Source organism: Thalassobius vesicularis (genome assembly GCF_004799325.1).
Lineage (GTDB): Bacteria > Pseudomonadota > Alphaproteobacteria > Rhodobacterales > Rhodobacteraceae > Thalassobius > Thalassobius vesicularis.
Map to the genome: position 1 here is coordinate 635,361 of NZ_SSMD01000001.1, position 26,148 is coordinate 661,508.

26 protein-coding genes are annotated in these 26,148 nt (G+C 62.2%); 16 read left to right on the forward strand and 10 right to left on the reverse strand.

The window, feature by feature from the left end:
• The first annotated feature begins 2 nt into the window (after positions 1-2).
• From mnmG to E7681_RS03155, 4 genes are read left to right on the forward strand one after another with little or no spacing between them, the layout of a single operon-like run.
• The gene (gene mnmG / locus E7681_RS03140; RefSeq protein ID WP_136337794.1) at positions 3-1,871 is read left to right on the forward strand and encodes a tRNA uridine-5-carboxymethylaminomethyl(34) synthesis enzyme MnmG; all 1,869 of its coding nucleotides are present in this window, start codon (positions 3-5) and stop codon (positions 1,869-1,871) included.
• Positions 1,868-2,476 (forward strand): 16S rRNA (guanine(527)-N(7))-methyltransferase RsmG, encoded by a 609-nt coding sequence (rsmG, locus tag E7681_RS03145; RefSeq protein WP_136337795.1) that lies wholly within the window; start codon positions 1,868-1,870, stop codon positions 2,474-2,476. The genes mnmG and rsmG overlap by 4 nt, the downstream gene beginning before the upstream one ends.
• The gene (locus E7681_RS03150; RefSeq protein ID WP_136337796.1) at positions 2,469-3,278 is read left to right on the forward strand and encodes a ParA family protein; all 810 of its coding nucleotides are present in this window, start codon (positions 2,469-2,471) and stop codon (positions 3,276-3,278) included. The genes rsmG and E7681_RS03150 overlap by 8 nt, the downstream gene beginning before the upstream one ends.
• A 16-nt stretch (positions 3,279-3,294) precedes the next feature.
• Complete coding sequence (locus tag E7681_RS03155) at positions 3,295-4,197, forward strand: ParB/RepB/Spo0J family partition protein (protein ID WP_136337797.1); 903 nt, start codon at positions 3,295-3,297, stop codon at positions 4,195-4,197.
• Here E7681_RS03155 and E7681_RS03160 read toward each other — a convergent pair.
• Genes E7681_RS03160 through rph form a run of 4 tightly spaced genes read right to left on the reverse strand, consistent with a single transcriptional unit; the run spans position 4,187 to position 7,010 of the window.
• Positions 4,187-4,540, reverse strand: coding sequence for a YbaN family protein (locus tag E7681_RS03160; RefSeq protein WP_136337798.1), 354 nt, complete (start codon positions 4,538-4,540; stop codon positions 4,187-4,189). The two genes, E7681_RS03155 and E7681_RS03160, sit on opposite strands and share 11 nt — an antisense overlap.
• Positions 4,541-4,542: 2 nt before the next feature.
• The gene (hemW, locus tag E7681_RS03165; protein WP_136337799.1) at positions 4,543-5,700 is read right to left on the reverse strand and encodes a radical SAM family heme chaperone HemW; all 1,158 of its coding nucleotides are present in this window, start codon (positions 5,698-5,700) and stop codon (positions 4,543-4,545) included.
• Positions 5,693-6,301: an RdgB/HAM1 family non-canonical purine NTP pyrophosphatase gene (gene rdgB, locus E7681_RS03170; RefSeq protein WP_136337800.1), complete on the reverse strand. Its 609-nt coding sequence runs from the start codon at positions 6,299-6,301 to the stop codon at positions 5,693-5,695. The genes hemW and rdgB overlap by 8 nt, the downstream gene beginning before the upstream one ends.
• Positions 6,294-7,010 carry a ribonuclease PH gene (gene rph / locus E7681_RS03175; protein ID WP_136337801.1) on the reverse strand — a complete coding sequence of 239 codons (717 nt, stop codon included), beginning with the start codon at positions 7,008-7,010 and terminating at the stop codon, positions 6,294-6,296. The genes rdgB and rph overlap by 8 nt, the downstream gene beginning before the upstream one ends.
• A 110-nt stretch (positions 7,011-7,120) precedes the next feature.
• Between rph and hrcA the strand changes: the two genes are divergently transcribed.
• The 3 genes from hrcA to E7681_RS03190 are packed head-to-tail and all read left to right on the forward strand — an operon-like array spanning position 7,121 to position 9,857.
• Positions 7,121-8,185, forward strand: a complete 1,065-nt coding sequence (gene hrcA, locus E7681_RS03180) for a heat-inducible transcriptional repressor HrcA (RefSeq protein WP_136337802.1) — start codon at positions 7,121-7,123, stop codon at positions 8,183-8,185.
• A 10-nt stretch (positions 8,186-8,195) separates the two neighbouring features.
• The gene (locus E7681_RS03185) at positions 8,196-8,756 is read left to right on the forward strand and encodes a nucleotide exchange factor GrpE (protein WP_136337803.1); all 561 of its coding nucleotides are present in this window, start codon (positions 8,196-8,198) and stop codon (positions 8,754-8,756) included.
• A 57-nt stretch (positions 8,757-8,813) separates the two neighbouring features.
• Positions 8,814-9,857, forward strand: coding sequence for a TPM domain-containing protein (locus E7681_RS03190; RefSeq protein ID WP_136337804.1), 1,044 nt, complete (start codon positions 8,814-8,816; stop codon positions 9,855-9,857).
• On the opposite strand, the gene mutS is transcribed toward E7681_RS03190, so the two are convergent.
• Positions 9,858-12,500, reverse strand: a complete 2,643-nt coding sequence (mutS, locus tag E7681_RS03195) for a DNA mismatch repair protein MutS (RefSeq protein WP_136337929.1) — start codon at positions 12,498-12,500, stop codon at positions 9,858-9,860. It abuts the gene before it with no gap.
• 151 nt (positions 12,501-12,651) lie between these two features.
• Between mutS and E7681_RS03200 the strand changes: the two genes are divergently transcribed.
• Together E7681_RS03200 and E7681_RS03205 are read left to right on the forward strand one after the other, a co-directional pair.
• On the forward strand, positions 12,652-14,907 hold the full coding sequence (locus E7681_RS03200) for an NADP-dependent malic enzyme (RefSeq protein ID WP_136337805.1): 2,256 nt from the start codon (positions 12,652-12,654) through the stop codon (positions 14,905-14,907).
• 15 nt (positions 14,908-14,922) lie between these two features.
• Positions 14,923-15,801, forward strand: coding sequence for a ribokinase (locus tag E7681_RS03205; RefSeq protein WP_136337806.1), 879 nt, complete (start codon positions 14,923-14,925; stop codon positions 15,799-15,801).
• Here the strand turns inward: E7681_RS03205 and msrA are convergent.
• Positions 15,791-16,435: a peptide-methionine (S)-S-oxide reductase MsrA gene (msrA, locus tag E7681_RS03210; protein ID WP_136337807.1), complete on the reverse strand. Its 645-nt coding sequence runs from the start codon at positions 16,433-16,435 to the stop codon at positions 15,791-15,793. The genes E7681_RS03205 and msrA overlap by 11 nt on opposite strands.
• Positions 16,436-16,580: 145 nt before the next feature.
• Here msrA and E7681_RS03215 point away from each other — a divergent pair, with 145 nt between their 5' ends.
• A complete protein-coding gene (locus E7681_RS03215; protein WP_136337808.1) occupies positions 16,581-17,489 on the forward strand; it encodes a D-amino acid aminotransferase in 909 nt (302 codons plus the stop codon).
• Positions 17,489-18,202: a sulfotransferase-like domain-containing protein gene (locus E7681_RS03220; protein WP_136337809.1), complete on the forward strand. Its 714-nt coding sequence runs from the start codon at positions 17,489-17,491 to the stop codon at positions 18,200-18,202. Before E7681_RS03215 ends, E7681_RS03220 begins: the two co-directional genes overlap by 1 nt.
• On the opposite strand, the gene E7681_RS03225 is transcribed toward E7681_RS03220, so the two are convergent.
• Positions 18,199-18,480, reverse strand: a complete 282-nt coding sequence (locus E7681_RS03225) for an SCP2 sterol-binding domain-containing protein (RefSeq protein WP_136337810.1) — start codon at positions 18,478-18,480, stop codon at positions 18,199-18,201. The genes E7681_RS03220 and E7681_RS03225 overlap by 4 nt on opposite strands.
• An 87-nt stretch (positions 18,481-18,567) precedes the next feature.
• Positions 18,568-19,794: an argininosuccinate synthase gene (locus E7681_RS03230; RefSeq protein ID WP_136337811.1), complete on the reverse strand. Its 1,227-nt coding sequence runs from the start codon at positions 19,792-19,794 to the stop codon at positions 18,568-18,570.
• A 105-nt stretch (positions 19,795-19,899) separates the two neighbouring features.
• Here E7681_RS03230 and ilvA point away from each other — a divergent pair, with 105 nt between their 5' ends.
• Positions 19,900-21,138 carry a threonine ammonia-lyase IlvA gene (ilvA, locus tag E7681_RS03235; RefSeq protein WP_136337812.1) on the forward strand — a complete coding sequence of 413 codons (1,239 nt, stop codon included), beginning with the start codon at positions 19,900-19,902 and terminating at the stop codon, positions 21,136-21,138.
• Here the strand turns inward: ilvA and E7681_RS03240 are convergent.
• Complete coding sequence (locus E7681_RS03240) at positions 21,135-21,467, reverse strand: Hpt domain-containing protein (RefSeq protein ID WP_136337813.1); 333 nt, start codon at positions 21,465-21,467, stop codon at positions 21,135-21,137. The two genes, ilvA and E7681_RS03240, sit on opposite strands and share 4 nt — an antisense overlap.
• Positions 21,468-21,641: 174 nt before the next feature.
• Here E7681_RS03240 and E7681_RS03245 point away from each other — a divergent pair, with 174 nt between their 5' ends.
• A complete protein-coding gene (locus tag E7681_RS03245) occupies positions 21,642-22,907 on the forward strand; it encodes a PP2C family protein-serine/threonine phosphatase (protein WP_136337814.1) in 1,266 nt (421 codons plus the stop codon).
• On the opposite strand, the gene E7681_RS03250 is transcribed toward E7681_RS03245, so the two are convergent.
• Complete coding sequence (locus tag E7681_RS03250; RefSeq protein WP_136337815.1) at positions 22,887-23,333, reverse strand: NUDIX domain-containing protein; 447 nt, start codon at positions 23,331-23,333, stop codon at positions 22,887-22,889. The genes E7681_RS03245 and E7681_RS03250 overlap by 21 nt on opposite strands.
• An 84-nt stretch (positions 23,334-23,417) precedes the next feature.
• On the opposite strand from E7681_RS03250, the gene hslO reads away from it, so the two are divergent.
• From hslO to E7681_RS03265, 3 genes are read left to right on the forward strand one after another with little or no spacing between them, the layout of a single operon-like run.
• Positions 23,418-24,404: an Hsp33 family molecular chaperone HslO gene (gene hslO, locus E7681_RS03255; RefSeq protein ID WP_136337816.1), complete on the forward strand. Its 987-nt coding sequence runs from the start codon at positions 23,418-23,420 to the stop codon at positions 24,402-24,404.
• The gene (locus tag E7681_RS03260; RefSeq protein WP_136337817.1) at positions 24,397-24,993 is read left to right on the forward strand and encodes a CoA pyrophosphatase; all 597 of its coding nucleotides are present in this window, start codon (positions 24,397-24,399) and stop codon (positions 24,991-24,993) included. The genes hslO and E7681_RS03260 overlap by 8 nt, the downstream gene beginning before the upstream one ends.
• The gene (locus E7681_RS03265; protein WP_136337818.1) at positions 24,994-26,148 is read left to right on the forward strand and encodes a CCA tRNA nucleotidyltransferase; all 1,155 of its coding nucleotides are present in this window, start codon (positions 24,994-24,996) and stop codon (positions 26,146-26,148) included. It abuts the gene before it with no gap.

Below are 26,148 nucleotides of genomic sequence, written 5' to 3' on the forward strand. Positions count from 1 at the left end.
ACGTGAAACAATTCGACTTCGAGGTTGTGGTGATTGGCGGCGGGCATGCGGGCTGCGACGCTGCGCATGCGTCTGCTCGGATGGGCGCGCGCACTGCTTTGGTCACGCTAAAGCGTGAGGGGCTGGGTGTGATGTCCTGCAACCCAGCGATTGGTGGCTTGGGTAAGGGGCATCTGGTTCGAGAGATCGACGCGCTGGACGGCGTGATGGGTCGCGTTGCGGATATGTCGGGCATCCAGTTTCGGCTGCTTAACCGTCGTAAGGGGCCTGCGGTTCAGGGGCCGCGCACGCAATCTGACCGCAAACTCTATCGCCAAGCGATGCGGCATGAGATCGAAACCCAGGAAAACCTGCAAGTTGTCGAGGGCGAAGCCGTCGATCTGATCATGTCCGAAGGGCGCGTGTCCGGGGTTGTGCTTGAGGATGGAAGCCAGCTGAGCGCCCGCAATGTGGTGCTGACCACGGGCACTTTCCTGCGCGGGATCATCCATATTGGCGATCAAAAGCGTCCGGGCGGGCGGATGGGGGATAAGCCCTCGGTCAAGCTGGCGCAACGGATTGACGATTTCGCGCTGCCGCTGGGCCGCCTGAAAACCGGCACGCCGCCGCGTCTGGATGGGCGCACGATCAAATGGGATCTGCTGGAGGAACAGCCGGGCGACGAAGATCCGGTGATGTTCTCGTTCCTGTCGAAGGGGCCGTTTGTCCGGCAAATCGCCTGCGGGATCACGCATACCAACGAAAAAACGCACCAGATCATTCGGGACAACCTTGGGCGCTCGGCGATGTATGGCGGTCATATCGAGGGGATCGGCCCGCGTTATTGCCCGTCAATCGAGGATAAGATCGTTCGATTTGCGGATAAATCCTCTCACCAGATTTTCCTGGAGCCGGAAGGGTTGGACGATCACACGGTCTATCCGAACGGGATTTCGACCTCGCTGCCCGAGGATGTTCAGCACGATTACGTGCATTCGATCTATGGGCTTGAGGACGCGGTGATCCTGCAACCCGGCTATGCCATCGAATACGACTACGTGGACCCGCGCGCGCTGGATGATCGGCTGGCGGTGAAAACCGTGCCGGGGCTGTATCTGGCGGGGCAGATCAACGGCACCACGGGGTATGAGGAGGCCGCAGCGCAAGGTCTGGTGGCTGGTCTGAACGCCGCTGCGGATGCCTTGGGGCGCGATCCGGTGCTCTTCAGCCGGCGCGACAGCTATATCGGCGTGATGGTGGATGACCTGATCACGCGCGGCGTGTCGGAGCCTTACCGCATGTTCACCTCGCGCGCTGAATTCCGTTTGTCGCTGCGGGCGGACAACGCCGACCAGCGGCTGACGGGCAAGGGGATCGAGGTCGGATGCGTGGGCGAAGCCCGCAAGGTCGCGTTTGAGGACAAGATGGAGCGGTTGGCCGCTGGTAAGGATCGGCTTCTGGATCAATCGGTTACGCCGCGCGAACTGTCCGGGCTGGGTATGGCGATCAATCAGGATGGTGCCCGCCGCAACCTGTTCCAAGTTCTCGCATTTCCGGATGTGACCTTTGACACGCTGCTGAAGATTGACGGCAACCTGTCGGATATCGACAGCGAAATCCGGGCACAGCTGGAGCGTGACGCGCTTTACGCCAACTACATCGAGCGGCAGCAGCGCGACGTGGATGCAATCAAGCGTGACGAAGATCAGGTGATCCCGGACGGATTCAGCTATGACAATCTGGACGGCCTGTCCAACGAGCTGCGCAAGAAACTGACGCTGGCTCAGCCGCGGAACCTGGCGCAGGCGGGGCGGGTCGAGGGTATGACCCCGGCCGCGCTGACGCTTTTGCTGGCAAAGCTGCGTCAGGCAAAGAAGGAGCGTTCGGCTTGAACGAATTGCCCATCAATGTTTCACGTGAAACATTAGAGCGGCTGGAGCATTACGCCGACCTGCTGCGCAAGTGGAATCCGCGGATCAACCTGGTGGCAAAGTCCACGCTGCCCGAGCTGTGGACGCGCCACTTCGTCGATTCTGCGCAGGTTTACTCGCTCGCGCCCGATGGGTTTGGTCATTGGGTCGATCTTGGCAGCGGTGGGGGGTTCCCCGGCTTGGTCTGCGCGATCATCGGGGCCGAGAAAAACCCCGATGCACGGTTCACGTTGGTCGAAAGCGATTCCCGCAAGTCGGTTTTCCTGCGCACCGTCGCGCGAGAGCTTTCGATCCAGACCGAGGTGATTTGCGATCGAATCGAACGGGTTGACCCACTGCAGGCCGATGTTCTGTCTGCCCGGGCCTTGGCCGACCTCGACACGTTGCTGGGCTTTGCTGCACAGCATTTGAAAGAATCCGGCGTCGCTTTGCTGCCAAAAGGCGTCAACTGGGAAAAAGAGCGCCTTGCGGCCGAAGCTTCGTGGTTTTTCAACTGCGAACCCACTAATAGTGGAACGGAATCAGGGGCCGTTATTCTGAAAATCGGAGGTATTTCCCGTGTCTGATCCGACTCGTCCGCTTGGGCCGAAAATCATCGCGGTCGCCAACCAAAAAGGCGGCGTGGGCAAAACCACGACCACGATCAACCTGGGCGCCGCGCTGGCTGCCGAGGGGTGCCGCGTTCTGATCGTCGATCTGGATCCGCAGGGGAACGCCTCGACCGGGCTGGGGATCGAGCCCGAAGACCGCGAATACACGACCTACGAACTGCTGCTGGACGATGTCGGGCTGGATGAGGTCATTCAGAACACGAATTTCCCCGGAATCGACATCATTCCTGCCACCGTTGATCTGTCCTCGGCGGATATCGAGCTGATCTCGAACGAAAAGCGGAGCTTTCTGCTGCATGACGCCCTGCGTCAACATGCGATGGACGAGCGCGCCTACGATTATATCCTGATCGACTGCCCGCCGTCGCTGAACCTGCTGACGGTCAACGCGATGGTCTCGGCGCATTCCGTACTGGTTCCGCTGCAGTCGGAATTCTTTGCGCTGGAGGGCCTTTCGCAGCTGATGCTGACCATCCGTGAGGTGCGCCAATCGGCAAATCCGAACCTGCGGATCGAAGGTGTTGTGTTGACCATGTATGACGCACGCAACAACTTGTCCCAGCAGGTCGAATCCGACGCCCGTACGAACCTGGGTGAGCTGGTTTTTGAAACCGTCATTCCGCGCAATGTTCGCGTGTCCGAAGCGCCGTCATATGCGATGCCCGTGTTGGAGTATGATCCGGCTTCGAAGGGGGCGCAGGCCTATATCGCCCTTGCGCGCGAGCTTATGAACAAGAACGTCCGCGCAGCGGCATAACCACCCGGAGGCAAGAATGAGCGAAAAAAGAATGAAGCCCCGCGGCTTGGGCCGTGGCCTGTCTGCGCTGATGGCGGATGTTTCGGCAGCGGAAACCCGGACGGATGGCGCGACCCCGCGACGCCCGGATATGTCGATTCCGGTCGAAAAGATTTTCCCGAACCCCGACCAGCCGCGCCGCACCTTTACGCCGGATCAGCTGCAGGAGCTTTCCGCTTCGATCAAGGAAAAGGGGATCATCCAGCCGCTGATCGTGCGCGAACGGCCGGGTCGTGCGGGTGAATACGAAATTGTCGCCGGTGAACGCCGCTGGCGCGCCGCGCAGATGGCGCAGTTGCACATGATTCCGGTTCTGGTGCGCGACTTTGACGATGTCGAAGTGCTGGAAGTTGCAATCATCGAGAACATCCAGCGCGCGGATCTGAACGCGGTGGAAGAGGCCGCAGGTTACCGCCAGCTGATGGAAAAATTCGGCCACACGCAGGAAAAACTGTCGGAAGTGCTGGGCAAAAGCCGCAGTTACATCGCGAACCTGGTGCGTTTGCTGAACCTGCCCGACGAAGTGCAGGACTATGTCCGCGAAGGAAAGCTGTCCGCGGGTCACGCGCGTGCGCTGATCACGTCGGATGACCCGGTCGCGCTGGCGCGGCGGGTTATAACGGGCAATCTGTCGGTGCGCGAGACCGAAAAGCTGGCCAAGGGTGATGTCCCCCGTACCCCCTCGGCCCCGAAATCTGCGCCGCGTGTGGTGGAAAAGGACGCCGACACCCGTGCGCTAGAGGGGGATTTGTCGGCAAACCTGGGCATGAAGGTTACGATTGACCACACTGCGGGCCAGGAGTCGGGCAAAATTACCGTCAGCTACAACAATCTGGAGCAGCTGGACGAGATTTGCCGGTTGCTGTCCTCTACGAACTAGGTCGAGACCAGATAAACGTCAGGACTGCGCCCAAGGTGACGGCCTGGATCAGCAGGATCAGCGGACGCAGGCCAAGGATCAGTGAAATCCCGAACACAACGGCGATGGAAAGCGTGGCGATGCGCTTTCCTTTGGCGCTAATCGCGCCGCGTTGCTGCCAATCCTGAATGGGAGGCCCGAACGTCGGGTGCGACAAAAGCCAGTTGTGAAGCCGCTCGCTGGATCTGGCGAAAAAGAACGCGGCCAGGATCATCATGGGGACGGTCGGCACCAGTGGCAGAACGATGCCTGCGATGCCGATTGCGACACTAATCAACCCCAAAATGGCCCAAACGTACCGCATCTTCAGTCCAACAATAGTTCTCGTATCACCGAATTCAGCACCGCGCGCCCCTCTGGGGTGACGGCGATGCAATCCCCATTCTCGGTAATCATACCGATGTCTTGCAGGTAGTGCATCTGCTTGGGGTTCAAAGGGCTACCGCTGAGTTTTTGGAACCGGTTGAGCGAGATTCCTTCGACAAGCCGAAGCCCCATCAAGAGGTATTCGTTGCCTTGGTCGTTCTGCGTCAGCGCATCCCGGACGGTCTCGGTGCGGCCGGCCTCTGCGCCAAGCAGCCATTTGGTGGGGTTGGACTGCGCTTCGGTCGCGTATTTCTGGCCGTTGATCGTCAGGCGGCCATGCGCGCCGGGGCCGATTCCGACGTAATCGCCATAGCGCCAATAGACACTATTATGGCGGGATTCCGCGCCGGGGCGGGCGTGGTTCGAGACTTCGTAGGCCAGCATCCCGGCCTCGCCGCAGATGTCTTGGGTCGCTTCGTACATGTCGGCGGCCTGGTCATCCTCGGGCAGGCCCCGCAACTTGCCGCGCTTGTAGCGATCCCCGAAGGCGGTGCCTTCCTCGATCGTGAGTTGGTACAGCGACAGGTGGTCGATCGCCATATCCAACGCTTCGCGGAGTTCGGCCTGCCAATCTGTCAGCGTTTGATCCTGCCGCGCGTAGATCAGGTCAAAGCTGACGCGGTTGAATTGCGTGCGGGCGATGTCGAAGGCTTTTCGGGCTTCCTCGACCGTGTGAATTCGCCCCAAAGCACGCAAATCGCGGTTATTTAGAGCCTGAATCCCCATCGACACCCGATTGACGCCAGCCTGCGCGTATCCGGCGAAACGACCGGCCTCGACCGAACCGGGATTGGCCTCTAGCGTGATCTCGATGTCGTTGGAAAACGCCCAATGTTGGCGCAACTGGTCCAGAACGCCGTGAACCACGTCGGGATTCATCAAACTGGGCGTCCCGCCGCCGAAAAACACCGAGGTCAAGGCCCGTCCGGGCACCTGTTCGGCGTAGCGGTCGATTTCGGCAATATAGGCTCTAAGCCAGCGGGATTGGTCGATTTCTCGGGCGACATGGCTGTTGAAATCGCAGTAGGGGCACTTGGCCTGACAGAACGGCCAGTGGACGTAAATCCCAAAGCCGCCGTTCTGCCAATCCTCAGTCAAAGCAGCCTGCCACCAGTTTGGCGAATGCGTCGGCGCGGTGGCTCATCTCGTGCTTTTTCGCGGGGTCCATCTCACCAAAGGTGATGTCGAACCCGTTGGGCACAAAGATCGGATCGTAGCCAAAGCCGTGCTCGCCGCGCATCGGCCAGACGACCTGACCATCGACCTTGCCGACGAACAGTTCGTCATGACCATCGGGCCAGGCGAGGCAGAGCGTGCAGTTGAACGCGGCAGTGCGGGGGAAGGGAGCGTTTTTCGCCTCAAGAAGGTTCCACGTCTTTTCCATCGCCATGGCAAAATCGCGGCCGTTCGGGGTTTCGGCCCAGTCAGCGGTGTAAACACCCGGCGCGCCGTCCAGCGCATCGACGGAAATGCCGCTGTCATCGGACAGGGCGGGCAGGCCGGTCGCCTTTGCCGCGTAATGCGCCTTGATCCGGGCGTTGCCGGCGAAGGTGCTTTCGGTTTCCTCGGGTTCATCCAGTCCGTGATCGGCGGCTGAACTGACCTTGATGCCAAACGGGGCCAGCAGCGCGGCGATCTCGCGCAGCTTGCCCTTGTTGTGGCTGGCCATGACCAGCTGGTCGCCGGTGAACTTACGCATTGACCGCAGCCTTTTGGGCGACGACCAGTTCGGCCACGCCTTTTTCGGCCAGATCCAGCAGTTGGTTCATCTGGTCGCGCGAGTAGGTGGCGCCCTCGGCGGACATTTGCACTTCGATCAGGCGACCCGAGGCCAGCATGATGAAGTTGCCGTCAACGCCGGCTTCGCTGTCTTCTGGGTAGTCCAGGTCCAGCACGGGCTGACCGGCGTAGATACCGCAGGACACCGCGGCGACCGGATCGACCAGCGGGTTCGAGGTGACCAGACCGGCCTTCATCAGCTTGTCCACGGCAAGACGCAGCGCGACCCAACCCCCGGTGATCGAGGCGCAGCGGGTGCCGCCGTCGGCCTGGATCACGTCGCAGTCGATGGTGATCTGACGCTCGCCCAGGGCGACGCGATCCACACCGGCACGCAGGGCACGACCGATAAGCCTTTGAATTTCAACGGTTCTTCCGCCTTGCTTGCCGGTCGCCGCCTCGCGCCGCATGCGCGACGAGGTGGAGCGCGGCAGCATGCCGTATTCCGCCGTCACCCAGCCCAGACCCGAGCCTTTGATGAACGGGGGGACGCGATCCTCGATCGTGGCGGTGCACAGGACGTGGGTGTCGCCCATCTTGATCAGGCACGAGCCCTCGGCATGTTTGGTGACCCCGGTCTCGATCGAGACAGAGCGCATTTCGTTCAGTTTACGGCCGGATGGGCGCATGGTGTTTCCCCTTCTGTTGGCCTTGGGATACAGGCCCCGGTCCCCGAAAGGCAAGCCCCGTTGACCTTTGCTGCGTTGGCTCTTTAATGGCGGGCGGTTAGGATGGGCGTATGACAAAAGGCGAAAACATTCTGGACGAAATGAACGACCGCTCGCGCGAGGTGTTCCGCCGCGTGGTCGAGGCATATCTGGCCAGCGGCGATCCGGTTGGGTCCCGCACCCTGACCCGCGCGCTGAGTGAAAAGGTCAGCGCCGCGACGATCCGCAACGTGATGCAGGATCTGGAGTATATGGGCCTGCTGGGCAGTCCGCATGTGTCAGCCGGGCGGGTGCCGACGCAACTGGGCCTGCGCATGTTCGTCGACGGGTTTCTGGAGGTCCGCGATCTGGACCAGACCGACCGGCAAAAGCTGGACGAGACGCTGACCAGCAATTCGCGCGATGTCGGCGGGTTGTTGGATCGGGTCAGTACGGCACTGTCCGGGGTGACGCATGGGGCTTCGATCGTGCTGACGCCGAAACACGAGGCACCGATCAAGCACCTGGAGTTCGTCTCGCTTGGTGCAGACCGCGCCTTGGTGGTGCTGGTTTTCGCGGATGGCCACGTGGAAAATCGCCTGTTCACGCCGCCGCTGGGGCAAACGCCGTCTTCGATGCGCGAGGCGGCGAACTTCCTGAACGCGCTGATCGAGGGGAAAACGCTGTCCGATCTCAGCACGCAGATCCGGCAGGAGATCACCAACCGTCGTCAGGAAATCGATACGCTGGCGCATCAGCTGGTCGAAAGCGGGCTGGCTGTCTGGGAGAACGAAGGCGACCGGAATGAACGGCTGATCGTGCGCGGACGCTCGAATCTGCTGAACGCGGGCGGGGATGAATCTGATCTGGAGCGTATCCGAACCCTGTTCGACGACCTGGAACGCAAGCGCGACATCGAAGAGTTCCTGCAACTGACCGAAGCGGGCGAAGGTGTGCGCATTTTTATCGGCTCCGAGAACAAACTTTTCTCACTTTCGGGTTCCACTTTGGTGGTTTCCCCATATATGAACGCTGATCGTAAAATTATCGGTGCGGTGGGCGTTATCGGCCCAACGCGCCTGAACTATGGACGGATCGTGCCGATCGTGGATTACACGGCACAACTGGTCGGAAAGATGATTTCGGACCGGAGCTAGAGGTAGAACTATGGCAGAGCCCAAGAACGACGATTTCCTGGACGACATCGAGGCCGCCGAGGCCGAAGCCTATGCGGACGACATGTCCGAGATTTCCGATGATGATGCAGAGCTGGACGCCCTGCGCGCCGAACGCGATGAATTCAAAGACAAATTCATGCGTGCGCTGGCCGATGCGGAAAACGCCCGCAAGCGCGCCGACAAGCAACGCCGCGAGGCCGAGCAGTATGGCGGATCAAAACTGGCGCGTGATGTGCTGCCGGTTTACGACAACATGAAGCGCGCACTGGATGCCGTCACCGACGAACACCGCGCCCAATTCGCCGCCGTTCTGGAAGGCGTCGAGCTGACCATGCGCGAGCTGCTGAACGTCTTCAAAAAGCACGGGATCGAGCTGATCTCGCCCGCGGTGGGCGACAAGTTCGACCCGCAAGTGCACGAAGCGATGTTCGAAGCGCCGGTTCCCGGCACCAAGGCGGGCGACATCATTCAGGTTTCGGGCGAGGGTTTCATGCTGGGCGAACGTCTGCTGCGCCCGGCGCAGGTGGGCGTGTCCTCGAATCCCGGCTAAACAGAAACGCATTTCGATGCTAGAAAGCTCCCGACCCAATCGTCGGGAGCTTTTCTTTTGCGCCGTTTTCTGACCGCCCTTTTCTTGCTGATCGCGCCGATGGCCGGCGCGCAAACGCTGCCGGATTACACCGAAGTTTACGTCAACGATTTCGCTGACATGCTGCCGCCCGGTGACGAAGACGACCTGCGTAATGTGCTGAAAGAGCTGAAAGAACAACGGGATATCGAGTTTACGGTCGTCACCGTCGTGGCGTTGGATGACTACGGTTACGAAGGCGCGCTAGAGGCGTTTGCCACCGATCTGTTCAACAAATGGGGCGTCGGCAACGCGCAGCGCAATGACGGGGTAATGCTGCTGATCGCTCAGGTCGATCGCAAGCTGCGGATCGAGGTCGGCAGCGGCTATGGCTCGGCCCAGAACGACGCGATGAAAGAGATCATCGACGACGTGATCGTGCCCCGCTTCAAGCGCGACGACTATGTAGGCGGCATCCAGCGCGGCGTGGACGAGGTGATTCACCACCTGACGGGCGTGTGGCCGGGCGAGTTTGATGCCTCGGGCACTCAGCAGTTTATGGGCAAGATTTGGCGGGGAATTCAATCACTTGGCCTGTGGATCGTGGCGATCTTGGCGCCGTTTGCCGCGATTCCGTGGGTGTTGTATCGCAAGTGGCAACGCCTGAAGCCGCGCGTTTGCCCGATTGACGGCACCACGATGCGCCGCTTGGACGAGGTGCAGGACGATCTGCATCTGGACCCCGGCCAACTGACCGAGGAACAGCTGAAATCCGTCGATTACGACGTCTGGCTGTGCCCGAAATGCGGTCATACGACGGTTGAGGGGTACAACGCGCTGCTGGGCAAATACTCGACCTGCCGCAGTTGCGGGCATCGCACCGCCGAGAGCAACTCGCAGACCTTGCAAGCGGCGACCTACACGTCCGAGGGGCTGCGGCAGGTCGACTATCACTGCCTGAATTGCGGTGACAGCTGGTCGGAAACCGTCACCATCCCGCGTAAAGAGCGGAGCGAAAGCAGTTCCAGCGGTTCGTTCGGCGGCGGGTCGTCCAGCGGGGGCGGGGCCAGCGGCAGCTGGTAATCACTCGCCCTTCAGGGCCTTCAGTTCGTAAATCAAATCAAGGGCTTGGCGTGGGGTCAGGGCGTCTGGGTGGATGTCCTCTAGCCGCTTTTCGACCGCGGAATCCTTGACGCGAACCGGCGGCGGGGGCGGCGCGACCGAGAACAGCGGCAGGTCGTCGATCGTGGCCTGCTTCTTTGCGCCTTCACGTTCGCCCTTCTCTAGCGCATCCAGCACGATGCGAGCGCGGGCGACGACAGCTTCGGGCAGGCCGGCCAGTTTCGCGACTTGCACACCGTACGACCGATCAGCGGCACCTTTGCGGACCTCGTGCAGGAAAATAACGTCGCCTTCATATTCCTTAACGGTCACGGTCGCGTTTTCGACGCCGGTCAGCTTGCCCGCAAGCGAGGTCATCTCGTGGTAATGCGTGGCGAACAGCGCGCGGGATTTGTTGACGTCGTGCAGGTGTTCAAGCGTGGCCCAGGCGATCGAGAGGCCGTCATACGTGGCCGTCCCGCGCCCGATTTCGTCAAGGATAACAAGGGCTTTGTCATCGGCCTGGTTCAGGATCGCGGCGGTTTCCACCATCTCGACCATGAAGGTCGAGCGCCCGCGCGCCAGGTCATCCGAGGCGCCAACGCGGCTGAACAGCTGGCTGATGACACCGATATGCGCACTGTCGGCGGGGACGTAGCTGCCCATCTGGGCCAGCAAAGCAATTAACGCATTCTGGCGCAGGAAGGTCGATTTACCGGCCATGTTCGGACCGGTCAGCAGCCAGATCGCGGCGGCATTTGGTGCGGCGCTCAGGTCGCAGTCATTAGCGACAAAGGGCGCATCCCCTTGTTTTCTAAGGGCTTGTTCGACAACGGGGTGACGCCCGGCGACGATCTCCAGCGCGCGGGTGTCATCGACCTGCGGTTTGCACCAGTTTTCACCGCGCGCAAGGTCGGCAAGGGCGCTTGCCAGATCCAGCTCGGCCAGCGCACGGGATGCGGCGGTGAGGGGGCCAACCTGTTGAATTATCGCGGTTTTCAGCGTGTCGAACAGGCGCTTTTCGATCTCCAGCGCGCGGCCACCGGCGTTCAGGATCTTGGTCTCCATCTCGGACAGCGGGACCGTCGTGAAACGCACCTGGTTGGCGGTGGTCTGGCGGTGTTTGAACGTGTCCGACAGGGGGGCCGACAGCATCTTTTCGGCGTGGGTCGAGGTCACCTCGATGAAGTAGCCAAGCACGTTATTGTGCTTGATTTTCAACGAGTTAATACCCGTATCGTCGATGTATTTCTGCTGCATCCGGGCGATGACGCCGCGGCCTTCGTCGCGCAGTTGGCGCATCTCGTCCAGCTCGTCGTCGAAACCGGGCGCGATAAAACCACCGTCGCGGGCCAGGAGGGGCGGCTCGGCGACCAGAGCCTGATCCAAAAGGTCCAGAAGTTCGTCGTGACCCACAAGATCTTGGGCCGCGTTGGCCAGCAAACCCGGCAGGTTGATTTCGTTATAAATCGAAGCAATTTCCCCGGCCTGCTGCAAACTATTCCGGATCGCGGCCAGATCGCGGGGGCCGCCGCGGTCCAGACCCAGCCGGGAAAGCGCGCGATCCAGGTCGGGAACCTTGCGCAGCGCGTCGCGCAATCCACGCGCGATGGTCGTGTTTTCGTAAGCGAAATCAACAGCTTCGAGCCGCGAATGGATCACGTCCAGCACGCGCGAGGGGCTGGAAAGGCGACGTTCCAACAAGCGCGCGCCGGCGGCGGTGACGGTGCGGTCGATCGCGGCCAGCAGGGAACCGGCACGGCCACCGTTCATCGCGTGCGTCAGCTCTAGCGAGCGGCGGGTTGCGGCGTCGATCTGGACGGTGCGCGCCTCGGCTTCGCGGGCCGGACGGCGCAGCAGGGGCAGCTTACCTTTCTGTGTGATTTCAAGGTATTGCAGCACGGCGCCCATGGCCGACACCTCGGCTCGGGTGAACTGCCCGAAGGCATCCAGAGAGCCGACCTGGAACAGATCGCACAGCCGTTTTTCAGCCGAAGTCGAGTCGAACGCAGCGCGGCCAAGCGGGGTAACGGACGCCCCGTTATCGATGATGATCTGCCGGGAATCGTAAGATTCTGAGCCGGAAACGTACAACTCCTCGCTATCGGCGACGACGACCTCAGACGGGCGCAAACGGGCCAGTTCCGGACCCAGCCGAAGGGGCGTCAGGGGGGTGACGTGAAACTCGCCGGTCGAGATGTCGGCCCAAGCCAAAGCGGCCTGATCACGGACGGCGGCATAGGCGGCGAGGAAGTTGTTGCGGCGCGCTTCGAGCAGCGAGTCCTCGGTCAGGGTGCCGGGGGTGACAAGGCGGACGACTTCGCGCCGGACCACGGATTTCGAGCCGCGCTTTTTCGCCTCGGCGGGGTCTTCCATCTGTTCGCAGACGGCGACGCGGAAGCCCTTGCGGATGAGGGTCAGAAAATACCCTTCGGCGGCGTGGACGGGGACACCGCACATGGGGATGTCCTGATCCAGGTGCTTGCCGCGTTTGGTCAGGGCAATATCCAGCGCCTCGGATGCGGCGACGGCGTCGTCAAAGAACATCTCGTAGAAATCGCCCATCCGGTAGAACAGCAGCGCATCTTTGTGCGCTTCCTTGATCTCCAGATATTGCGCCATCATCGGCGTGACCGTGCTCACGTCTGTCCCCCTGTTATTTCGGGGAACCTTACAAATCCGGTGGTTTGGACGAAAGGCGAAAACGTCTTTCTGTTGAGACTGCGGCCCACACCTTGTAAGAGGCGAAAGCCCCATCATTCACAGGCCCGATGACATGACCAAAAACCGCGTTACCCCCGAAGAGGCGCTTGCCTTCCACCTGGAGCCCCGCCCGGGCAAATTCGACATCACGCCCAGCGTTCCGATGACCACGCAGCGCGACCTGTCGCTGGCCTATAGCCCCGGCGTCGCTGTTCCATGTGAAGCAATCGCGGCGGTGCCGGAAACCGCCTATGACTATACCAACAAAGGCAACCTGGTGGCGGTGATCTCGAACGGGACGGCGGTGCTGGGTCTGGGCAACCTGGGTGCGCTGGCGTCGAAGCCGGTGATGGAGGGCAAGTCGATCCTGTTCAAACGGTTCGCCGACGTGAACTCGATCGATATCGAGCTGGATACCGAAGACCCCGAGGAAATCATCAAGGCCGTCAAGCTGATGGGCCCGACCTTTGGCGGGATCAACCTGGAAGACATCAAGGCGCCCGAATGCTTCATCATCGAGCAGCGCCTGAAGGAAGAGATGGACATCCCCGTCTTCCATGACGACCAGCACGGGACGGCGGTGATCTGCGCGGCGGGTCTGATCAACGCGCTGCACATCTCGGGGAAAAAGATCGAGGAGTGCCGGATCGTTCTGAACGGCGCCGGGGCCGCGGGGATCGCCTGCCTTGAGCTGATCAAGACGATGGGCGCCAAGCACGACAACTGCATCATGTGCGACACCAAGGGCGTGATCTATCAGGGCCGTACCGAGGGTATGAACCAGTGGAAATCGGCTCATGCGGCGAAGACCGACCTGCGCACGCTCGAAGAGGCGATGGCCGGGGCCGACGTGTTCCTGGGTGTGTCCGTGAAGGGTGCCGTGACGCAGGCGATGGTGGAATCGATGGCCGAGAACCCGGTCATTTTCGCGATGGCCAACCCCGATCCGGAAATCACCCCGGAAGAGGCGCACGCCGTTCGCCCGGATGCGATCGTGGCGACGGGGCGTTCGGACTATCCGAACCAGGTGAACAACGTTCTGGGCTTTCCCTACCTGTTCCGCGGCGCGCTGGACATCCACGCCCGTGCGATCAACGACGACATGAAGATCGCCTGCGCCGAGGCCCTGGCCAAACTGGCGCGCGAGGATGTGCCGGACGAAGTGGCGATGGCCTATGGCAAAGCGCTGAGCTTTGGCCGCGACTACATCATCCCGACGCCGTTCGATCCGCGCCTGATCTACACGATCCCGCCGGCGGTGGCGCGTGCGGGGATGAACACCGGGGCCGCGCGGCGCCCGATCATCGACATGGACGCGTACGAGGTTTCGCTGAAGACGCGGATGGACCCGACGGCCAGCATTCTGCAAGGCATCCACGCCCGTGCGCGCAATGCGCAGGCCCGGATGATCTTTGCCGAGGGTGACGATCCGCGCGTGCTGCGGGCTGCGGTGCAATACCAGCGTTCGGGTCTGGGCAAGGCCCTGGTCGTGGGCCGCGAGGCCGATGTGCGCGAAAAGCTGGAAGCCGCCGGTATGGGCGACGCGGTGCGCGAGCTGGAGGTGATCAACGCCGCCAACACGCGTTACCTGTCGACCTACAAGGATTTCCTGTACCAGCGCCTGCAGCGCAAAGGCTTTGACCGTCACGATGTTCACCGTCTGGCGGCACGTGATCGCCACGTGTTCAGCGCGCTGATGCTGGCGCATGGTCACGGCGACGGCCTGATAACCGGGGCAACCCGGAAATCGGCGCATGTGATGGAGCTGATCAACCACGTCTTCGACGCCGACGCGAAACATGGCGCGGCCGGTGTCACGGCGATCATCCACAAGGGCCGGATCGTGCTGATCTCGGACACGCTGGTGCATGAATGGCCGAACGAAGAAGACCTGGCCAACATCGCAGAACGCAGCGCCGATGTGGCGCGTCACCTGGGGCTGGAGCCTCGGGTCGCGTTCGTGTCGTTCTCGACCTTCGGCTATCCGATTTCCGAACGTGCCGAGAAGATGCACATCGCCCCGCGCGTGCTGGAAAAGCGCGGCGTGGATTTCGAGTACGAAGGCGAAATGACCGTCGACGTGGCGCTGAACCCCAAAGCCGCCGAGGCCTATCCGTTCCAGCGCCTGTCGGGTCCGGCGAACATTCTGGTGGTTCCGGCGCGTCACTCGGCCTCGATCAGCGTGAAGCTGATGCAGGAAATGGCAGGGGCCACCGTGATCGGGCCGATCCTGTCGGGTGTCGATAAATCGATCCAGATTTGCTCGACCAATGCGACGGCAAATGACATCCTGAACATGGCCGTTCTGGCCGCGTGCAAGGTGGGTTAACGCAAGGGGGCCCGAATGACCGTCTGGAATCTCGGGTCTATCAATGCCGATTACGTCTATCGGGTGCCGCATCTGCCGGCCCCCGGTGAGACGATCGCCGCTGCCTCGTTAGAGCGTGGTTTGGGCGGCAAAGGCGCGAACATGTCCGTCGCGGTCGCCCGCGCCGGAGCCCGTGCGGCGCATATCGGGGCGATTGGACCGGACGGGCGCTGGGCGGTCGAGCGGCTGACGGAATACGGCGTCGATACGCGCTGGATCCGCGAGGTGTCGCATCCCACGGGCCATGCGATCATCAACGTCGATGACAACGGCGAGAATGCCATCGTCATCTATCCCGGAGCGAACCGGGACATCCCGGAATCGGTGGTTGGCCTGGCGCTGGCCGAGGCGCATCCGGGCGACACCCTGCTGATGCAGAACGAGACCAACAAACAGCGGTTTGCGGCTGAAATAGGCTCGCAACTGGGGTTGAAGATCGTCTACGCGGCGGCGCCGTTTTCGGTGGCGGCGGTGACGGCGATCATGCCGAAACTGGACATGCTGATCCTGAACGCGGTCGAGATGGAGCAGCTGCATTCCGCCACCGGGCTGATGCCGGGGCCGCAGATGGGTGTGAAAACCGTGTTGGTCACTCGCGGGGCCGAGGGCTGTCTGTTGTTCGAGAAATCGCGCGACTGGGCCCCTCGCAAATTCCCCGCCCGCAAAGTGGTTCCGGTGGATACGACCGGGGCCGGGGACACGTTCACGGGCTATGTACTGGCCGGGCTGGATCGCGGAATGCCGATCGAACAAGCCATCGACCTGGCCACCCGCGCCGCCGCGCTGATGGTGACGCGCAAGGGGACGGCGGATGTCATCCCCGATCTGCGCGACGTGCAGGGTTTCAGTGGGTAAAGGCCGCGGCCTTGCCCCAAAGCTGTTTCACCCGCTGATCCCGCCCGCAGGCTTCGCGGTATAGGCGGTAGGCCGTGGACTGCTGAACCGGGCCAAAGCGGGTGATCCGCAGGCCGGACCCTTTGTAGTAATTCTGGTGATACTCCTCGGCAGGCCAAAAGGTTTTCGCCGGCAGGATGGGCGTCACGATTGTCTTGCCCAACGCCTTTTGCGCATCGGCCTTTGCAGCCTCGGCAAGGGCTTGTTCAGCTGGATTAGAGACGAAAATCGCCGTGCGGTAGCTGTCGCCGCGATCACAGAACTGCCCGCCCGCATCGGTGGGATCGACCGAGCGGAAGAACAGCCCCAGCAGGGTTTCACGGGAAACAACACCGGGGTCAAAGGTGATCTGCACGGCCTCATAATGGCCGGTGCCGCCGCGAGTGACTTGCTTGTAACTGGGATTGTCGACCGTGCCGCCGGTATAGCCCGAGGTGACCTCGGACACACCTTTGACCTTTTCGAAATCGCTTTCGACGCACCAGAAACAGCCGCCCGCGACGGTCAGCGTGTCGGCTTGGGCGGTGCGGCACTCCAACAACACGCCGACCAGCATTGCGGCGACCAGAAGGACGGGTTTGAAGGTGTTGGTCATGGCGAAATCCCCTTTCGCGGCCAGAATGTGTGGTGCCCGAGGGCGGGCCAATCCCCGTAATCATTTGTCACGCAAGGGTGAGGGCGCGTGAAGGCGCTTGCATCATGCGCGTCGCACCGTAGCCTGACCGCAAAGGAGAGCGCGCATGACCGATCACGTCACCACCCACCAGGCCGAAGAGGACGCCCGCAACGACCAGATCCTGATCTACCTGAACGGGCAGATCGTGCCGAAAGAGGCGGCCAAGGTCTCGGTCTATGACAGTGGGTTCATGCTGGGCGACGGCGTGTGGGAGGGGCTGCGGCTGTACAACGGCACCTGGGCGTTTCTGGACGACCACATGGACCGGTTGTTCGAAGCTGCCAAGGCGATTGATCTGGACATCGGGATGACCCGAGAACAGGTGATTTCCGCCTTGTTAGAGACACAAAAGGCCAACGGGATGGTCGCGGATGCCCATGCGCGGCTGATGGTGACGCGCGGGGTGAAGGTGCGGCCGTTCCAGCATCCCTCGCTGTCCCGATCGGGGCCGACGGTGGCGATTATCATCGAACATTCGCGCCCCTCGATCCCGCGTCCGATCACCTTGGCGACGGTGCCGCATATCCGGGGACTGCCAATGAGCCAGGACCCGAAGCTGAACTCGCATTCCAAACTGAACTGCATTCTGGCCTGTATCGCGGCGGAAAAGGCGGGTGCGGATGAGGCGCTGATGCTGGACGTGCATGGGTTCGTGAACACGACCAACGCCTGCAACTTTTTCATCGTGCGGAAGGGGGCGGTTTGGACCTCGACCGGGGATTATTGCATGAACGGAATCACGCGGGGGAAGGTGATCGCGCTGTGTCGGGCCAACGGAATCCCGGTGTTCGAGAGGAATTACTCGCTGGTCGATACCTACGGCGCGGATGAGGCGTTTCTGACCGGCACGTTCGGCGCGCAAACGCCGGTGGGCATGATCGACGGGCGGCAGATCGGGGACGGGCAGATGGGGCCGGTCACGAAACGTCTGCGCGAATTGTACAAAGCCCTGATCGAGCAGGAGTGCGCCTGATGCGGATCGCGATGTGGTCTGGCCCGCGGAACCTGTCCACGGCGATGATGTATTCGTTCGGCGCACGGTCCGATTGCGCCGTGGTGGATGAGCCGTTCTACGGCCCGTATCTGCGGATGACCGGGTTGGACCATCCGATGCGCGCGGAAATTCTGGCCTCGCGTCCCGAGGGGGTCGAGGAGGTTGCGGCGTCGCTAACAGGCTCTATTCCAGCCCAAAAGCCGCATTTTTACCAGAAACACATGACCCAACACATGATCCCAGGAATGCCGCGCGCGTGGATGGCCGAGGTGGTCAACGTGTTCCTGATCCGTCACCCCGCGCGGGTGATTGCCAGTTTTGGTGCGAAATGGGACGGGTTCGGGCTGGAGGATATCGGCTTCACCCAGCAGACCGAGTTGTTCGATTACGTGCAGGCGTTGGGGCAGGTGCCGGTGGTGGTGGACAGCGCGGACATCCGGCGCGACCCCGGGGGGATGTTGCGCAAATTGTGCGACGCGATCGGGCTGGCGTTCGATCCGGCGATGCTGTCCTGGCCGAAAGGCGGGCATCCGGCGGATGGCGTCTGGGCCGCGCATTGGTACGGGGCGGTGCATGGCTCGACCGGGTTTGCGCCCGCCGAGGGGGCGTTGCCGGAACTGACAGGAAAGGCGGCGGACCTGCTGGAGCAGGCGCTGCCGCATTACGAGCGGTTGGCGAAAATCAGGCTCTAAAGCAGGTCTTTCAGCTTCATCGCAACCGCCGGATTGCCGGACAGTTTGATCTTGCCCATCATCAGGGCGGTCATCGGGTTCAGCTTGCCCTTGATCAGCTTTTCGACGTTTTCGACGGACATTTTCAGGGTCACATCCGTCTCGCGATCTTCAAGCGAGACATCGCCGCCGCCGATCACCAGCACGCCGTCGTCGCCGCAATCGAATTTCAGGCTGTCGGCAAAGGCGCTGGATTGAACCCCGGCGCGGATCATCTGAGCGATTTCGGCTAGCGTCATGGTGTCCCCCAAAATGCAAAACGCCCCCGAGAGATACGGAGGCGTTTCATATTCAACAATTCTAACCTTGGGGCAGGTGCCGCCAAGTCAGCCCTTCAGGCGCTGGTTGCGTGCGGCCAGCAGCTTCAGGCGCAGTGCGTTCAGCTGGATGAAGCCAGCGGCGTCCTTCTGATCGTAGGCGCCTGCGTCTTCTTCAAACGTCACGTGGGCCTCGGAGTACAGCGAGTGATCCGACCAACGGGCAACGGTGAAGGCCGCGCCTTTGAACAGGCGGACGCGGACGGTGCCGGTGACGTGTTCTTGCGACTTGTCGATCAGGGCCTGCAGCATCTCACGCTCGGGCGAGAACCAGAAGCCGTTGTAGATCAGCTCGGCGTAGCGGGGCATGATCGAGTCCTTCAGGTGGCCTGCGCCGCTGTCCAGGGTGATCTGTTCGATGCCGCGGTGTGCCTCTAGCAGGATGGTGCCGCCGGGGGTTTCGTAGATGCCGCGCGACTTCATGCCAACGAAACGGTTTTCAACGAAGTCCAGACGGCCGATGCCGTGACGTTTGCCGTACTCGTTCAGCTTGGTCAGGATGGTGGCCGGGCTCATCGCTTCGCCGTTGATGGCGACGGCGTCGCCCTTTTCAAAGGTGATCTCGATGTATTCGGGTTCGTCCGGCGCGGTGATCGGATCGTCGGTGCGCTGGTAGACGTAATCGGGCGCCATGTCGGCGGGGTTTTCCAGAACCTTACCCTCGGACGAGGTGTGCAGCAGGTTCGCGTCGACCGAGAACGGAGCCTCGCCGCGCTTGTCCTTGGCGATCGGGATCTGGTTCTTCTCGGCGAAGTCGATGAGCTTCGTGCGCGAGGTCAGATCCCACAGACGCCAGGGTGCGATCACCTTGATGGCGGGGTTCAGGGCGTAGGCGCTGAGTTCGAAACGCACCTGGTCGTTGCCCTTGCCGGTCGCGCCGTGAGCGACGGCGTCGGCGCCGGTTTCATGGGCGATCTCGACCAAACGCTTGGAGATCAGCGGACGCGCGATCGAGGTGCCCAGCAGGTACAGGCCTTCGTAGACGGCATTTGCGCGGAACATCGGGAACACGAAATCGCGCACGAATTCCTCGCGGACGTCTTCGATGTAGATGTTCTCGGGCGCGATGCCCAGCATCTCGGCCTTTTTGCGGGCGGGCTCCAGCTCTTCGCCCTGGCCCAGATCGGCGGTGAAGGTCACCACTTCGCAACCGTATTCGGTTTGCAGCCACTTCAGGATGATCGAGGTATCGAGGCCACCGGAATAGGCCAGGACGACTTTCTTGGGCGCGGACATCGTTTTCCCCTTAATTCGCTTGCTCAGAGGCGATTATCGGGTTTTGCGGGGGTAAGCAAGGTCAGGGGCTTGCAGAGGCAGCAAAGCTGCGTCACTGATTTTGAAATGAGCCAGTTCCAGATCAATGCCCAAGCGGCCGAGCGCGCCATGCGCGAGGTTTTCCCCGCCACTCCGCTTTTGCGGAACGCCCATCTGTCGGATCGCTATGGCGCCGACATCTGGCTGAAGCGCGAGGATCTGTCGCCGGTGCGGTCGTACAAGATTCGCGGCGCGCTGAATGCGATGCGCAAGGTGCTGGCCGATGATCCGACGCAAAGCGTGTTCGTTTGTGCCAGCGCGGGCAACCATGCGCAGGGCGTGGCGTTCATGTGCCGGCATTACGGGGTGCGGGGCGTGATCTTCATGCCGGTGACGACTCCGCAGCAGAAGATCCAGAAGACCCGGATTTTTGGCGGCGAAAATGTCGAAATCCAGTTGGTTGGCGACTATTTCGACGACACTCTGGCCGCGGCCAAGGAATATTGCGCGGCCGAGGGGGCGTATTTCCTGTCGCCCTTCGACGATGATGACGTGATCGAGGGGCAGGCGACGGTTGCTGTCGAGCTGATGGAGCAGCTGGGGCGCGCGCCCGATCACATCCTGCTGCCCGTCGGTGGCGGAGGTCTGTCGGCCGGCATTCGCAGCTATCTGGGTGACGGTCCGCATTACACCTATGTAGAACCGGCGGGCGGCGGCAGTCTGTTGGCGGCTTTGGTCGCGGGGCGGCCCGTGGTGCTGGACAAGATCGACACGTTTGTGGACGGCGCGGCGGTGGCCTGCATCGGGCAAAAGACGTTTGCGCGGCTCTCGGATGTGGAACCGCTGGACGTGATCCTGGCCCCCGAAGACCGGATTTGCACGACGATCCTGGACATGCTGAACGTCGAAGGCATCGTGTTGGAGCCCGCAGGCGCCCTGGCCGTGGATGCGTTGACCGACGTGGCCGACCAGATTCGCGGCAAGACGGTGGTCTGCGTCACCTCGGGCGGGAATTTCGATTTCGAGCGGCTGCCAGAGGTGAAGGAACGCGCCCAACGCTATTCGGGCGTGAAGAAGTATTTCATTCTGCGCCTGCCGCAGCGCCCCGGCGCGCTGAAGGATTTCCTGAAGATCCTGGGCCCCGACGACGATATCGCGCGGTTCGAGTATCTGAAGAAAACCGCCCGCAACTTCGGCTCTGTCCTGATCGGGATCGAGACGACCAAGGCGCAGAATTTCCGGATTCTGTTCGCCCGACTGGATGCGGCCGGGTTCACCTATCGCGATATTACCGGCGACCAGATTCTGGCAGAATTCCTGATCTAAGCGGCGAATCGCACCTCCAACTCCTCTAGGAACAGGTGGCGCGAGGCGTCGAAGCTGGCCAGGATCGCGGGGACGTTCACCTTGTCCGCGTCGCCATTCGCGGCCTGACGTTCGCCGATATGGCACTGCTCGGAAAAGTCGGCGAAACCCAGGTTCAATGCGCTGCCTTTCAGGAAATGAAGGGCGCATTCCAATTTGTCCTTGGGAAGGCCGGCGCGGAGTTTGGCGATCACCTCCTGCACCTCCTCAAGGAACAGGTCGACCACCTCGCCGAAATCGTCGGCGCCGATCTGATCGCGCAATTCTGCGACTCTGGCCCAGTCAATCATGTCCTGCCTCCTTGCTCGGATCGGGTGCATGGTGACTTCAAACCCTTAACGAACGGTTTCAGTCCGAGAAATGTTTCAAATTGCGCGCGTTCACGCATCGTTAAGCCCCGCGCGGGTAAAACCGACCCCAGACAACACGGGCAAACCGCGGAGAAGAGGGTGCCGGAACCCGAGATGACATTGGATGGGGCAGCGCCACTTTCCGCGATCCGGAACGTTCTGATCGTGGACGACAGCCGGTTGCAGCGGCGCATTCTGGCGGCGTCGCTGGCGCGTTGGGGCTATGTCGTCACCGAGGCGGACAATGCCCTCGACGCGCTGGAAAAATGCGCCATCCAGCAGCCCGATCTGGTGCTGAGCGACTGGATGATGCCGGGTATGGACGGGTTGGAGTTTTGCCAGACGTTTCGGCAGATGCCGCGCGAAAGCTATGGCTATTTCATCCTGCTGACCTCGAAAACCGAGAAGGAGGCCGTGGCGCGCGGCCTGGATTGCGGGGCGGACGATTTCCTGACGAAGCCGGTGAACGCCGCCGAACTGCGCGCGCGGATCAATGCGGGCGAACGCATCCTGCGGATGGAGCGGGAACTGACCGAGAAGAACAAGCTGGTCAGCCACACACTGTCGCAGTTGCAGTCGATGTATGACGCGCTGGACAGTGACCTGGTCGAGGCGCGCAAGCTGCAACAATCGCTGGTGCGCGAACGGTATCGCGATTTTGGCGGCGCGCAGGTGTCGTTGATGCTGCGGCCAAGCGGGCATGTCGGCGGCGATCTGGTGGGCATGTACCCGATCACGGACGAGCAGATCGGGATTTTTGCCATCGACGTGTCCGGGCACGGGGTCAGCTCGGCGCTGATGACGGCGCGATTGGCGGGGTATCTGTCCTCGGCCGCGCCGGACCAGAACATCGGCCTTGTCCGCGATGCCGAGGGGCGGGTGACGGCGCTGCCGCCGTCCGAAGTGGTCGAACGGCTGAACACCATCGTGCTGGAGGAGATGGAGACCGAGCATTACTTTACCCTGATGCTGGCGATCATGGATCTGCCGACCGGTGCGGTGACGATGGTGCAGGCCGGACACCCCTATCCGGTGATGCAGCAGGCCGATGGCGTGTGCCGGATGATCGGAAATGGCGGCCTGCCGGTGGGCCTGTTGCCGGGCGCCACGTTCGAGGAAACCCAGATCGTGCTGGCACCGGGGGACCGGCTGCTGATCCATTCGGACGGGGTGACGGAATGCCCGACCGAGGATAACAGCCTGCTGTCCGAGGAGGGGTTGATCACCCTGATGAGCGACCTGAAGAACATCCGCGGGCAGGCCTTTATGGAGGCGCTGATCTGGCGGCTGGCGGATTTCGCCGAGACCGAGGAATTTCCGGACGATGTTTCGGCGGTGCTGGTGGAATACACCGGGGGTTTAGATACGGCCGTTCAGTAGCAGGCCAGCGAAATGCCGATCGCCCGAGTTGCCCAGGAAATCGGCGGCGTCGGCGATCGACATCCAGCAGGCGGTGTGGCCGGGCTCGGTCGGTGCGGCGACGGGGCGGATCGGGCGGGCGATGTAGATGGTGCACAGCTTCTCGGCCCAAAGCTCGTACTCGGGCATGAAAGTAAAGCGCCGGAACGCGCCCACGAGCTTGGGTGTCGAAATCAGCCAGCCGGTTTCCTCGTGTACCTCGCGGTGGAGGGCGGCGATCGGGTGCTCTCCGGCGTCGATACCGCCGCCGGGTAGCTGGTATTCGGGCCAGGGTTCGGCTTGGTGGGTCAGCAGCAACGCACCGTCTTGCGGCAGCAGGCAGTAGACGCCCGGACGACGGGTATATTTGACGCCGGGCAAGGGGGCCTGGCCGAACCGTCTGATCATGCTGTGCCTCCTGAACCCTTGGTCTTCGCCTTGCGACACCTATATTGACGCGGTATGGCAGGGCAAGACCTGTAAGGAAACCCCATGACTCTTGGAAATAAACTCGCTTGGGACGACACCGTTTTGCCGTTCCAGCTGGACAATGCGGATATTCGTGGTCGCGTCGCGCGGCTGGACGGCGTGCTGGATGGCGTGCTGAAACAGCACGACTATCCCCCCGTGGTCGAGGCGCTGGTCGCAGAGATGACCCTGCTGACCGCCCTGATCGGCCAGACCGTCAAACTGCGCTGGAAACTGTCGTTGCAGGTGCAGTCGAACGGCCCGGTGAAGATGATCGCCACCGACTATTACGGCCCGAACGAGGAAGGCGAACCCGCCCGAATTCGCGCCTATGCGAATTACGACGCTGACGCACTGACCGATGGACCCGCGATGGAGCAGATCGGCAAAGGCTATTTCGCGATTCTGATCGACCAGGGCAAAGGCATGACCCCGTATCAGGGCCTGACCCCGTTGGTCGGCCCGACGCTGGCCACCGCCGCCGAAGCGTATTTCGCGCAGTCTGAACAGCTGCCGACGCGGTTCTCGCTGAGCTTTGGCAAATCGACCGAGCCGGGCGTGGGCGAACATTGGCGCGCGGGCGGCGTGATGCTGCAACACATGCCCAAAGCCTCGCCTTTTGCCAAAGGCACCGAAGCGACCGGCGCAGAGGGGCTGCTGCACGCCCGCGATCTGGTGGATGGCGACGATTACGAGAACTGGAACCGCGCCAACATCCTGCTGGATACGGTCGATGACCTGGAGCTGATCGGCCCGTCGGTGCAACCCACCGACCTGCTGGTGCGCCTGTTCCACGAAGAGGCTCCGCGGGTGTTCGACTCGCAACCGGTGCGGTTCGGCTGCACCTGTTCCGAAGAACGTGTGCGCCAGACCATGTCGATCTACTCGCAAAAGGACATCGCCAAGATGACCAACGACGAGGGTCGCCTGACCGCCGATTGCCAGTTCTGCGGCGCGCATTACGATCTGGACCCGGCGACGCTGGGGTTCGAGGGCACCGGGAATGAGTGATCCGCTGGACCGGGTGATCAAGGCGCTGGGCCGGGCAAGCTCGTCTTCGTCCGACTTTGACCTGAACCCGGAAATCCAGTTGCCGGAGGGGCGGAAACTGCGCCCCGCCGGTGTGCTGGTTGCGTTCATCCAGAAGGACGGCGTGCCGCATGTCATCCTGACCAAGCGCGCCTCGCATCTGAAGCATCACCCGGGGCAGATCGCGTTTCCGGGCGGCAAACAGGACGACACCGACGCCGATGTTGTTGCGGCCGCGCTGCGAGAGGCCAAGGAAGAGGTCGGCCTGAACCCAGATATCGTCGAGGTGCTGGGCACCTTGCCCGCGCATGAAACGGTGACGGGGTTCACGGTGACTCCGGTTCTGGCGCGGGTGATGGGCGAGTTTACTCCGGTGCCGGAACCCGGTGAGGTGGACGAGGTGTTCTTTGTCCCGCTGTCGCATGTCGCGGACGTGTCGCGGTTTTCCATTCAGGGGCGGCGCTGGCGCGGGATGCGGCGGTATTACTTCACGGTTCCCTTCGGTCCGTATTATATCTGGGGCGCAACCGCGCGTATCCTGCGCGGGTTGGCGGACAGAATGGCGGGGTAAATGCGGGTCAGCGGCGACTGGATCACGAACCCGGCAACGCAGCAGGTCTGCGCAATGCTGGAGAAGGGGGGCCATCAGGCCTTTTTCGTGGGCGGTTGCGTGCGGAACGCGCTGATCGGGGCCGAGGTCGCAGATATCGACATTTGCACGGATGCGCGGCCCGATCGGGTGATCGCGCTGGCCAAGGCGGTGGGGCTGAAACCCGTGCCGACAGGGATCGAGCACGGCACGATCACCGTGGTCGCCGGGGGGCTGCCGCACGAAGTGACGACCTTTCGGCGCGATGTGGAGACCGATGGGCGGCGCGCGGTCGTGGCGTTCTCGGACGATATCCTCGAAGATGCGCGGCGGCGCGATTTCACGATGAACGCGCTCTATGCGCGCGCGGATGGGACGGTTGTCGATCCGCTGGGCGGCGGGCTGCGCGATCTTGAGGCGCGGCATGTACGTTTCATCGAAGACCCTGAGCAGCGTATCCGCGAAGATTACCTGCGTATCTTGCGGTTCTTCCGGTTTTACGCGTGGTATGGCGACCCCGACGAAGGGCTGGACCGCGAAGGGCTGGCCGCGATTGCCGAGAATACCGAAGGGTTGGAGGCGCTGTCGGTCGAACGGATTGGCGCCGAGATGCGCAAGCTGCTGACTGCGCGCGACCCTGCGCCGGCGGTGGCGGCGATGCAGGCTTCGGGCGTGTTGACGCGGATTTTGCCGGGCGCAAATGCGCGCGGGTTGCCGGTGCTGGTCCATCACGAAGGCGCGCTGGGCGCTGACCCCGATCCGGTGCGGCGGCTGGCCTGTCTGGGGGATCCTCATGCGGCGGACCATCTGCGCCTGTCCAATGCGCAAACGCGGCAGTTGGCGCATCTGCGCGAGGGGCTGGAATCGACCCTAACCTTGCCCGAAATCGCCTATCGACACGGCGAGCAAATGGCCGTGGACGTGGCGATGCTGCGGGCGATTACGTTTGAAACCCCGCTGATGCTGGAGCGCGCGCCGCTGCATCACGCGGCGCAGGCGCAGTTTCCGATCAAGGGCGCGGACCTGATGCCGGACCTGCAAGGCCCCGCTTTGGGGGCCGCGCTGAAACGGTTGGAGCAGATCTGGATCGACAGCGGTTTCACGATAGGGCGCGACGCGCTCTTGGCGTTGCTGTGA

Bases quoted from the DNA above. Each gene is read 5' to 3' on its own strand.
- E7681_RS03155 (WP_136337797.1), top strand. From the start codon at position 3,295: ATGAGCGAAAAAAGAATGAAGCCCCGCGGCTTGGGCCGTGGCCTGTCT.
- E7681_RS03160 (WP_136337798.1), bottom strand. From the start codon at position 4,540: ATGCGGTACGTTTGGGCCATTTTGGGGTTGATTAGTGTCGCAATCGGC.
- rdgB (WP_136337800.1), bottom strand. From the start codon at position 6,301: ATGCGTAAGTTCACCGGCGACCAGCTGGTCATGGCCAGCCACAACAAG.
- rph (WP_136337801.1), bottom strand. From the start codon at position 7,010: ATGCGCCCATCCGGCCGTAAACTGAACGAAATGCGCTCTGTCTCGATC.
- hrcA (WP_136337802.1), top strand. From the start codon at position 7,121: ATGACAAAAGGCGAAAACATTCTGGACGAAATGAACGACCGCTCGCGC.
- E7681_RS03185 (WP_136337803.1), top strand. From the start codon at position 8,196: ATGGCAGAGCCCAAGAACGACGATTTCCTGGACGACATCGAGGCCGCC.
- mutS (WP_136337929.1), bottom strand. From the start codon at position 12,500: ATGATGGCGCAATATCTGGAGATCAAGGAAGCGCACAAAGATGCGCTG.
- E7681_RS03200 (WP_136337805.1), top strand. From the start codon at position 12,652: ATGACCAAAAACCGCGTTACCCCCGAAGAGGCGCTTGCCTTCCACCTG.
- E7681_RS03205 (WP_136337806.1), top strand. From the start codon at position 14,923: ATGACCGTCTGGAATCTCGGGTCTATCAATGCCGATTACGTCTATCGG.
- msrA (WP_136337807.1), bottom strand. From the start codon at position 16,435: ATGACCAACACCTTCAAACCCGTCCTTCTGGTCGCCGCAATGCTGGTC.
- E7681_RS03215 (WP_136337808.1), top strand. From the start codon at position 16,581: ATGACCGATCACGTCACCACCCACCAGGCCGAAGAGGACGCCCGCAAC.
- E7681_RS03220 (WP_136337809.1), top strand. From the start codon at position 17,489: ATGCGGATCGCGATGTGGTCTGGCCCGCGGAACCTGTCCACGGCGATG.
- E7681_RS03225 (WP_136337810.1), bottom strand. From the start codon at position 18,480: ATGACGCTAGCCGAAATCGCTCAGATGATCCGCGCCGGGGTTCAATCC.
- E7681_RS03230 (WP_136337811.1), bottom strand. From the start codon at position 19,794: ATGTCCGCGCCCAAGAAAGTCGTCCTGGCCTATTCCGGTGGCCTCGAT.
- ilvA (WP_136337812.1), top strand. From the start codon at position 19,900: ATGAGCCAGTTCCAGATCAATGCCCAAGCGGCCGAGCGCGCCATGCGC.
- E7681_RS03240 (WP_136337813.1), bottom strand. From the start codon at position 21,467: ATGATTGACTGGGCCAGAGTCGCAGAATTGCGCGATCAGATCGGCGCC.
- E7681_RS03245 (WP_136337814.1), top strand. From the start codon at position 21,642: ATGACATTGGATGGGGCAGCGCCACTTTCCGCGATCCGGAACGTTCTG.
- E7681_RS03250 (WP_136337815.1), bottom strand. From the start codon at position 23,333: ATGATCAGACGGTTCGGCCAGGCCCCCTTGCCCGGCGTCAAATATACC.
- hslO (WP_136337816.1), top strand. From the start codon at position 23,418: ATGACTCTTGGAAATAAACTCGCTTGGGACGACACCGTTTTGCCGTTC.
- E7681_RS03260 (WP_136337817.1), top strand. From the start codon at position 24,397: ATGAGTGATCCGCTGGACCGGGTGATCAAGGCGCTGGGCCGGGCAAGC.
- E7681_RS03265 (WP_136337818.1), top strand. From the start codon at position 24,994: ATGCGGGTCAGCGGCGACTGGATCACGAACCCGGCAACGCAGCAGGTC.